Source organism: Picosynechococcus sp. NKBG042902 (genome assembly GCF_963864045.1).
In the GTDB taxonomy this organism is placed as follows: Bacteria; Cyanobacteriota; Cyanobacteriia; order Cyanobacteriales; family MRBY01; genus MRBY01.
On record NZ_CAWLTV010000068.1, the window covers coordinates 110,995 to 119,830 of the forward strand.

The window sequence follows — 8,836 nt, forward strand, 5'->3', positions numbered from 1 at the left end:
CGCGGGACTTACTGCCTCCCGAACCCACCAAAAGTTAAGGTTGCGTTATGTAAAAATAATGTTGGTGCAGTGGGGAGTCGCCTTAGCCTAAAAATTGGGAATTTTCCTGCACCGTTATTTCACGTTTTCCACTTCCTATCTAAACGCAAATCACCATGAAATTGGCAGCCAGAGTCGGTCAAATCAAGCCTTCGATTACCCTCACAATCTCCGCAAAAGCAAAGGCCATGAAGGCGGATGGGATTGACGTGTGCAGCTTTAGTGCTGGAGAACCAGATTTCGACACCCCCGATCACATTAAAACTGCTGTCAAAGCCGCCCTCGATGCGGGAAAAACCAAATATGGCCCTGCCCCCGGAGAACCAGCCCTGCGTCAGGCGATCGCCAAAAAATTACAGACAGAAAATAATCTCCCCTACAACCCCGAAAATGTAATCGTCACCAATGGCGGCAAGCACGCCCTCTATGGTTTGATGATGGCCCTCATTGAACCGGGGGATGAGGTGATTATCCCGACCCCCTACTGGTTGAGCTATCCAGAAATGGTGATTTTAGCGGGCGGCACCCCGATCTTCGTCGAAACCACGGCAGCAACGGGCTACAAGATCACTCCGGATCAGTTGCGCCAGGCGATCACCGACAAAACGAAATTATTTGTTTTCAACTCCCCTTCGAATCCCACCGGGGCCGTCTACAGTCCGGCAGAGGTAGCGGCGATCGCCCAGGTTTTAGTGGAAAAACAAGTGTTGGTGGTGGCCGATGAAATCTACGAAAAAATTCTTTATGGGGATGCTGTTCACCAGAGTATTGGCTCTGTGAATGATGAAATTTTTCCCCTAACAATCACCTGTAATGGCTTCGCGAAGGCGTTTTCGATGACGGGCTGGCGCTTGGGTTACATTGCCGCGCCGGTGGAACTAATTAAAGGCATGATCACGATCCAGAGCCACAGCACATCCAACGTTTGTACCTTTGCCCAATATGGGGCGATCGCCGCCCTAGAAGGAGGACTTGATTGCGTCCAGGAAATGTTAACCGCCTTTAGTAAGCGTCGGGAAGTAATGCTGGGGGCGATTCAAGATCTGCCGGGTTTGAGTTGTCCATCCCCCGACGGTGCCTTTTATCTCTTTGTGGATATCAGCGCCTACGGTCTTGATTCCCTCAGTTTTTGTAAACAGCTCCTCGCCGAGCAGCAGGTGGCGGCGATCCCTGGGGTGGCCTTTGGCAACGACCGCTGCATTCGTCTGTCCTACGCCACAGATCTCGGCACCATTGAAAAGGGAATGTCCCGTCTTGGCAAATTTCTCCAGTCCCTCTCAAGGTAAGTAAAATTTTGCCGAAGCCCAGTTCTGACTGTTATAAATCAGGGGTAAATTTCTAATTGACTTTATGGCCGAGCTTGACGATCACACTCTCCCCAATCCCGACTCAACATCGACGGAGTTTTCTTCTAACTCCAGTGAAAGCGCGACCCCGGAGATTGTTACGGAACGTGATGATCTCAACCCAAAAGAGCCAGAAGCAGTCATGGCGACCCCGGAGTTGCAGTTCGGCCTTGAAGCTGACCACCTCACCCTAGTCTTACCCACCACCCAGACCTATGAAATTGAGGCTTGGGACACAATCTGGGCCAATTTTCGGGAGCAGTTGCAGGCTGCTGCTGATTTTCCAGTCGCCCACGTTCACTTAATCGCTCAAAATCAACTGGTAGGGGGCCGTCAACTCCAGGAACTGGCTGACCTACTCAAACCCCACGACCTAAAGCTCAAACGCATTTACACCAACCGACGGCAAACGGCGATCGCCGCCGCTACAGCAGGTTATAGCGTCGATCAAGATCCCCCGAATCAACTGTTGGCGGATGTTCCTCTAAAGTTAAAACCGCTCCTGGCCCCCGATAAAGAACCGGAGGTGTTGTACATTGACCAAACCGTCCGCTCCGGAGTTGAAATCGTCTATCCCGGTTCGGTGATTGTCACAGGGGATGTCAATCCGGGGGGAAGCATCGTCGCGGACAAAGATATTGTGGTGTGGGGTTGTTTGCGGGGAGTTGCCCATGCTGGTGCAAAAGGCGATCGCACGGGACGGATTATGGCGTTGCAAATGGAGCCGACCCAACTGCGCATTGCCGATGTGGTCGCCCGTGCTGCCCCCCAGGCCGTTGAGCAACGAAAGCCAGAGGTGGCCTATCTGACCCAAGAGGGAATTCGTCTAGCTCCGGCCCTCAAATTTTCGAAAAACTACCAATACCAAGCCGATCAACAGCATTGGCAGGAAACATCTGATCCCCTCTTACCTGTAATATCGTAGCTAAGCTGCCGCAACCAGTGGCTATGTCGTAAGCTTATTGAATTATTTATCCACCCAGAAGTCTATGAGTCGCGTTATCGTTGTGACCTCCGGAAAAGGAGGCGTCGGCAAAAGCACCTGTACCGCCAACCTCGGTTCGGCCTTGGTCAAGCTCGGCAAAAAAGTGGCCCTGGTCGATGCGGATTTTGGTCTGCGAAACCTGGATTTGCTTTTGGGTTTAGAAAATCGCGTTGTCTATACGGCCATTGAGGCGATCGCCGGAGAATGTCGCCTCGAACAAGCCCTTGTGAAGGACAAACGGCAGAATGGTCTCGTCCTCCTGCCAGCAGCCCAAAACCGGAATAAAGAATCCGTCACTCCCACCCAGATGAAACAGCTCATTATGCGGCTGAATAAAGCTTTTGATTATATTTTGGTGGACAGTCCGGCGGGCATCGAGATGGGTTTTCGGAATGCGATCGCCGCCGCGAGGGAAGCACTGATCGTCACAACCCCCGAAGTGGCTGCCGTACGTGATGCAGACCGGGTTGTGGGTCTTTTAGAAGCCTATGGCATTAAACGGACGCGCCTCATTGTGAATCGCCTCAAGCCAGAAATGGTCAAGCAAAATGAAATGATGAGCGTCGAGGATGTCCTCGAAATTCTCGCCATTCCGCTCCTGGGGATTATTCCCGACGATAAACAAGTCATTGTTTCCAGTAACCGGGGCGAACCGTTGGTGCTAGGAGACAAACAAAATGACCTCCCTGCCACCGCGTTTATGAATATTGCCCGCCGTCTAGAGGGGGAAAAAGTGCCCCTGTTAAACCTAATGGCCAACCAAGAGGGATTCCTTGCCAAAATTCGCCGGATCTTTGCCAGTTAACTGCTGTCTCTGATGCGGAATATCGCCCTCATTCCCCTCTATGCTGAAATCTAATTAATGTTTCCCTTTGTAATGATGTAATGAGTCATGATCCAGGAATTACTTGAAAAGCTGCTCCATTGGCAGTCTCCCAAGAGCAGTGACGAAGCAAAACGACGCCTCAAGCTGGTCATTGCCCACGACCGGGTGGGCCTCAGTCCCGAAAAAGTCGAGGAGATGCGCCAGGAAATTTTGGCCGTCGTCGCTAAATACGTCGAGGTGGATCCAGAGGAAATGGAGTTCGACCTTTCGAGTAGTGACCGGATGACGGCTTTGGTGGCAAATCTACCGATTCGTCGAGTACGGGATATTCGTTCCCTAGAATAGTTTTTTACGCGAAGATCCGATGATTCTGGCACAATAGGGCAAGCAGTTAGCATCAGTAGGAGTTGTTGGTCATGTTGGCACAAATTTTGGCGATCGCCGTTGCCCTGGGGAGCGGGTTGCTATTTCTGACTGCCTTTATTTTCCCGAAACTCCACCGCCAAGATGACTTTTTTTGGAGCACTGTTGGTCTTTTCTACGCCCTCGTCCTTTGGGTTTGTGCCGGGCAAATGGCTGGGGCCATCCTGTTGGGGCAATTGGCCAGTGTGATCCTCCTCGGTTGGTTTGCTTGGGAAACCCTCCGACTCCGCCAGGTGATCGCTGATCCCAGCAAAATCCCCAACCTCGACAAAGTTTCCCTGGTTGGCTACGTCAAAGACCGTTTTAAAAAGCCCAAAGTTACGTCTGCCCCAGCAACCAAAAAGACCCAAAAATCTTCCTCCGATTCCTCTAAAACTACTGACCTCGCAAAGGAAGCTCCAGAAACCTCTACACCATCTGAGTCTCCTGAAACGGCCCCAGTTACATCTCCCGAAACTGAAAAGCCGACCCCAGAACCAGCAACGCCCTCTGCTTCAAAAGATTTAGACAAAGCTGACTCTACAAAGCCCGTTCCCTCGCCAGAAGAAGCTTCTGAGACACCCACGGAAGTATCCGACACCCCAGAAACAGAAAGCGACGCCATCACCGCTCCACCGATTACGGCACAACCCTCTAAAAAAGGATTTTCCTTCGGTCGGCTATTTGGACGTAAATCCGCATCTACCGCAGCCCCAACGGAAACCAGTGCATCAGCAGGAGACGAAGATATTGAGCAAATTTTTGCCGAAGAAAAAGATGCGTCTGAGCCAGACACTGCTGTTAATGATGTCACCGACGAAACTTCCCCTCTAGAGGAACCCCAAGCTGAAGCTGCCGAAGCAGCAACCCAGGCAGAAACAGAAGCCTCGGCTGAATTAGACGAAACCTCCAAAGCCGAAGATACTCCTAAAGATTAGGGATCGCCCCAAGAATTCGCTATGATCTTTGACTGAAGCGTATCGTTGATCTCCCGTGCCCTATGGATACCAAAGCCTTTAAACGTTCCCTAAATCACTCTGAAAATTACTATCGCCAAGGATTTGGCCATAAAGATGAAGTGGCTGGCATGATGACCAGCGAATATCAAAGTAGCCTGATCCAAGAGATCCGTGACAACAACTATGAGTTAACCCGTGGTGATGTCACCATTTACCTGGCGGAGGCGTTTGGCTTTTGTTGGGGGGTAGAACGGGCAGTGGCGATGGCCTACGAAACCCGCAAGCATTTCCCTACGGAAAAAATCTGGGTAACAAACGAAATTATCCACAATCCCTCGGTGAATAATCGTCTGAAGGAGATGAATGTTCATTTTATTGAGGTGGTTGATGGCGCTAAGGATTTTAGTGGCGTGGCGAATGGCGATGTGGTGATTCTGCCGGCCTTTGGGGCGACGGTGCAAGAAATGCAACTGCTCAATGATCGCGGTTGTACGATTGTGGATACCACCTGCCCTTGGGTCTCTAAGGTGTGGAATTCCGTTGAAAAGCACAAAAAGAAAAATTACACTTCGATTATCCACGGCAAATATAAGCATGAGGAAACGGTGGCTACCAGTTCCTTTGCGGGGACTTACCTCGTTCTGTTGAACCTAGACGAAGCGGAATATGTGCGGAATTACATTCTCCATGGAGGCGATCGCCAAGCGTTCCTCGACAAATTTAAAAATGCCTATTCCGAAGGGTTTGACCCTGACAAAGATCTAGACCGTGTGGGCGTGGCGAATCAAACCACCATGCTCAAGAGCGAAACGGAACAAATGGGCAAACTGTTTGAACAGACGATGCTCGAAAAATTTGGCCCGACGGAAATTAATGACCACTTCATGAGCTTCAATACGATTTGTGATGCCACCCAAGAGCGCCAGGATGCGATGTTTGACCTCGTGGAAAAAGATTTAGATCTAATGGTCGTCATCGGTGGCTTCAATTCCTCCAATACCACCCACCTCCAGGAAATCGCCGTCGAGCGCAATATCCCTTCCTATCACATCGACAGCGGCGATCGCCTTTTAGGGAATAACACCATTGCCCACAAACCCCTCGATGGTGAAATCACGACCCAAACCCATTGGCTCCCGGCTGGCAAACTAAAAATTGGTGTGACTTCCGGCGCGTCTACCCCCGACAAAGTTGTTGAAGACGTCATTGCGAAAATCTTTGCCGAAAAAGCCCAACCAGCGGCCTTGGTCTAACTTTTTCAGGCACCGTTAAACATCCGCAAACGTAAAAAATATTTACCCCGTCCTACTGCTGGTGATCGCCTGGGGATGGGGATTTTTATTGGGGAAATTCCTGGCTCGGTTGTCCTAAATATTTGCGCAAATAGGGCGAAAACACCTCATAAATCAAAGTTAAGGGTTTACCATCATGCCAAAACAGATAATGGCGGCCCCAAAAAGGCCCTTCTTCCTGAAAAGCGGCTTCTAGGATTGGCGATCGCCCCAGATAAATTCCTTGAATATCCCGGTACAGTTCCGTGTGGAGCCGTGACAAACTCTCCCAAATGGGCAAACTGCGATTTTGCAAATAATCATCCACATGGTTCGCATCCCACCAGGATGTTGCATAGGCCAAACGTTGTCCCCCCGCCGTCCGTAACCACACCTGACGGCGTAAATGGGGCGTTGGGATCGCAGAAATCAAACTCGGTGCCCCATCATTATCCGTACCAATGGGGGACATGTCGATCACATCGACCTCAATTTTTTCCCGTGTCAGTAGACCCAAATGGCGGGTCGGCGAACCATCCCCCAAGAGCAAAATTTGCCAGGGCGGGGCGAGTTGGCTGTGGGGGAGTCCCTTTTGTACTTCGGCCATCCCCCCTTGCCAGATGGGTTCTAAACAGTGCCACTGACGCTCTTTAGACGTTGCCAAAAACGGAGAATTGAGTGCTAGAGTCAAGATTCTTCACAAAACTTCAACTAAACTGATCATAAACAATTCTTGCCCACCCTGCCGCTGGGGTTCTCACTGTAACCAGGGCAAATTGACATCCCTCAGTGCTTATGTTTTGATAGTATATTGGCTCTGTTATAGTTATTTCTATAGAAGTTTTTCACAGTTAAAACAAATGGTAAAGCTCCGTCTAAAGCGTTTTGGTAAGAAAAGAGAAGTTAGCTATCGTCTTGTGGCTGCCCAAAGCACCAGCCGCCGCGATGGTCGTCCCCTAGAAGAACTCGGATTTTATAATCCCCGTACCGATGAAACTCGCCTGAATGTGCCGGCGATCGTGAAGCGCCTCAAAGAAGGTGCCCAGCCGACAGACACAGTGCGTGACCTCCTCGAAAAAGCTAAAGTATTCGACCAAGTTTAATGTCTAATTTAGACGATCTGTCTAGTGCATCCCATTCAGCAACGGCAAACTACGAAAAATTAACCAAATTTCTTCTAGAGCCATTGCTTGATGACCCCCAATCCCTGGCGATAGATTGCGAACAGCTATCGAGTAGCAACCGGGTTTTGATCCGTGTTGCTTTTGAGCAAGAGGATAAGGGAAAGGTCTTTGGGCGTGGCGGCCGAAATCTACGGGCCATTGAAACCGTGCTCAATGGGGCTGCCACCAATCCTCAGCAAAAAATTTCCTTGGATGTGTACGGTAGCCATGATGGCAATGGTGGCCAGAGAGAGCGTTCCTCTGGTTCTTCTCGTGGTAGAAGGGAAGACGGTCGGCGTGGTCGCACTTCCCGACGGCCCCGCACGCCGAAGCCCAGCCCCCAGTTGCGGAACTCCGACGAGGGTTAGGCTATTTTTGCGTTGCGACAAAATTGAAATTGTGTCCCTGGTGGATGCCTCCTGAGACTCCAGTCGCCCTTTGGTTTGGAGTCTTTGTTATTGGTGCTGCTATGCCTAGGCTTCAGTTTGGACGGTTCAGTTATCTTCGAGGCGATACCCAAGTTCGGCGAGGCGGGTGCGGGATTGTCGCCATTTAGGTTGAACTTTAACGAAGAGTTCGAGATAAACTTTGCCAGCAATCAGTTTTTGGATTTGCTGACGGGCGGCGGTGCCAATGGTTTTAAGCATGGCCCCTTTTTTGCCGATGATGATTCCTTTTTGGGAATTGCGTTCGACGTTGATGGCGGCACGGACTTCGGTAATTTCTTCTCCTTCATTGACTTGTTCGATGGCGATCGCCACAGAATGGGGAATTTCCTGGCGAGTGTGGAGCAAAATTTGTTCTCGGATTAGTTCGGCCATAATAAAGCGTTCGGGCTGGTCGGTGACGAGGTCGGGGGGGTAATAGTAGGGGCCAGGATCGAGAGCCTGAATGAGTTTGTCTTGGAGTTCGGGAAGGCGATCGCCAGCGAGGGCCGAAAATTCTTGGAGTTGCCAATTATTTTGGCTGGCGAGGTCTTGATAAGAAGCGAAGATATCTGGCTTATTGTCGGGGCGTTGGTCAATTTTGTTGACCCCAAGGATCACCTTGGCTTCTGTCTTCACCAAAAAGTCCGCGATAAATTGATCGCCTTTACCCAAGGGAACCGCACCATCAACGATAAATACCACTAAATCCACCGCCCCAACGGTACTGCGGGCGTTTTTGACCAAAATTTTCCCCAGCTCGTGGTGGGGCTTATGAATCCCAGGGGTATCGACAAAAATAATTTGCGCTTGGTCAGTGGAGAGGATACCGCGCAGGCGATTGCGGGTGGTTTGGGCGACGGGGGAGGTGATCGCCACTTTTTGACCGATCAATTGATTCATCAGGGTGGATTTGCCCACATTGGGACGACCGATCAGGGCAACAAAACCAGAACGAAAATCGGCGGGGGCAACGGGAATAGTCGGGTTGAGATCAAAGTCTTGGGTCATGAATTTGTGCGATGTGGCGTGTTTTTATCTTACTGGCTGGAGGCGTTGCCAGAGACGGGGGATACCTTCTGTAACGATGAGGGCGATCGCCAAATAGCGCCCATAGTTCACCAGGCCAATTGGGGGCAACATAAGACTTGCTCCTTTCAGCAGGAGATAACTGAGAATTAGGATCACCAACCCGCCGAATCCGAGCATTATTTTGTCGCGGTAGCCCTGGGGCGGCGTAAAAGTAAAACTTGGAAGCACCAAAAAACCGCAGAAAATTCCCAGTAAATCTGCTAATCCCGGCAAGGCGATCGCCACCAATCCCCCCAGGCCCCAAAAGCTAATTTTTTGCCACCACTGATAATTCGGTAAGGGAATCATCCCGTCGAGCCACAGGCCAACGCTAATCCAAAAAATTCCT

The 8,836-nt window shown here is 50.6% G+C and carries 10 protein-coding genes and 1 pseudogene; 8 read left to right on the forward strand and 3 right to left on the reverse strand.

The features are described from left to right. The first annotated feature begins 155 nt into the window (after positions 1-155). From AACR41_RS08045 to AACR41_RS08070, 6 genes are all read left to right on the forward strand, one after another. The gene (locus AACR41_RS08045; protein ID WP_030007123.1) at positions 156-1,325 is read left to right on the forward strand and encodes a pyridoxal phosphate-dependent aminotransferase; all 1,170 of its coding nucleotides are present in this window, start codon (positions 156-158) and stop codon (positions 1,323-1,325) included. Positions 1,326-1,389: 64 nt separating this feature from the next. Continuing rightward, on the forward strand, positions 1,390-2,310 hold the full coding sequence (minC, locus tag AACR41_RS08050) for a septum site-determining protein MinC (RefSeq protein WP_030007124.1): 921 nt from the start codon (positions 1,390-1,392) through the stop codon (positions 2,308-2,310). Between the two features lie 64 nt (positions 2,311-2,374). After that, a complete protein-coding gene (minD, locus tag AACR41_RS08055) occupies positions 2,375-3,175 on the forward strand; it encodes a septum site-determining protein MinD (RefSeq protein ID WP_012306145.1) in 801 nt (266 codons plus the stop codon). Positions 3,176-3,262: 87 nt separating this feature from the next. Next, positions 3,263-3,541 carry a cell division topological specificity factor MinE gene (minE, locus tag AACR41_RS08060; protein ID WP_012306146.1) on the forward strand — a complete coding sequence of 93 codons (279 nt, stop codon included), beginning with the start codon at positions 3,263-3,265 and terminating at the stop codon, positions 3,539-3,541. Positions 3,542-3,612: 71 nt separating this feature from the next. Further along, on the forward strand, positions 3,613-4,536 hold the full coding sequence (locus tag AACR41_RS08065) for a Ycf66 family protein (RefSeq protein WP_030007125.1): 924 nt from the start codon (positions 3,613-3,615) through the stop codon (positions 4,534-4,536). A 62-nt stretch (positions 4,537-4,598) separates the two neighbouring features. Continuing rightward, positions 4,599-5,810, forward strand: a complete 1,212-nt coding sequence (locus tag AACR41_RS08070; RefSeq protein WP_030007126.1) for a 4-hydroxy-3-methylbut-2-enyl diphosphate reductase — start codon at positions 4,599-4,601, stop codon at positions 5,808-5,810. 85 nt (positions 5,811-5,895) lie between these two features. On the opposite strand, the gene AACR41_RS08075 is transcribed toward AACR41_RS08070, so the two are convergent. Beyond that, on the reverse strand, positions 5,896-6,519 hold the full coding sequence (locus AACR41_RS08075; protein WP_045441973.1) for a chorismate lyase: 624 nt from the start codon (positions 6,517-6,519) through the stop codon (positions 5,896-5,898). Positions 6,520-6,688: 169 nt separating this feature from the next. Between AACR41_RS08075 and rpsP the strand changes: the two genes are divergently transcribed. After that, positions 6,689-6,931: a 30S ribosomal protein S16 gene (gene rpsP / locus AACR41_RS08080; protein ID WP_030007128.1), complete on the forward strand. Its 243-nt coding sequence runs from the start codon at positions 6,689-6,691 to the stop codon at positions 6,929-6,931. Then, positions 6,931-7,359, forward strand: a complete 429-nt coding sequence (locus AACR41_RS08085; protein ID WP_030007129.1) for a KH domain-containing protein — start codon at positions 6,931-6,933, stop codon at positions 7,357-7,359. The genes rpsP and AACR41_RS08085 overlap by 1 nt, the downstream gene beginning before the upstream one ends. Positions 7,360-7,485: 126 nt before the next feature. On the opposite strand, the gene era is transcribed toward AACR41_RS08085, so the two are convergent. Both era and AACR41_RS08095 read right to left on the reverse strand, forming a co-directional pair. Continuing rightward, the gene (era, locus tag AACR41_RS08090) at positions 7,486-8,427 is read right to left on the reverse strand and encodes a GTPase Era (RefSeq protein WP_030007130.1); all 942 of its coding nucleotides are present in this window, start codon (positions 8,425-8,427) and stop codon (positions 7,486-7,488) included. 24 nt (positions 8,428-8,451) lie between these two features. Further along, positions 8,452-8,836, reverse strand: a pseudogene (locus AACR41_RS08095) (phosphatase PAP2 family protein); the annotation flags it as partial.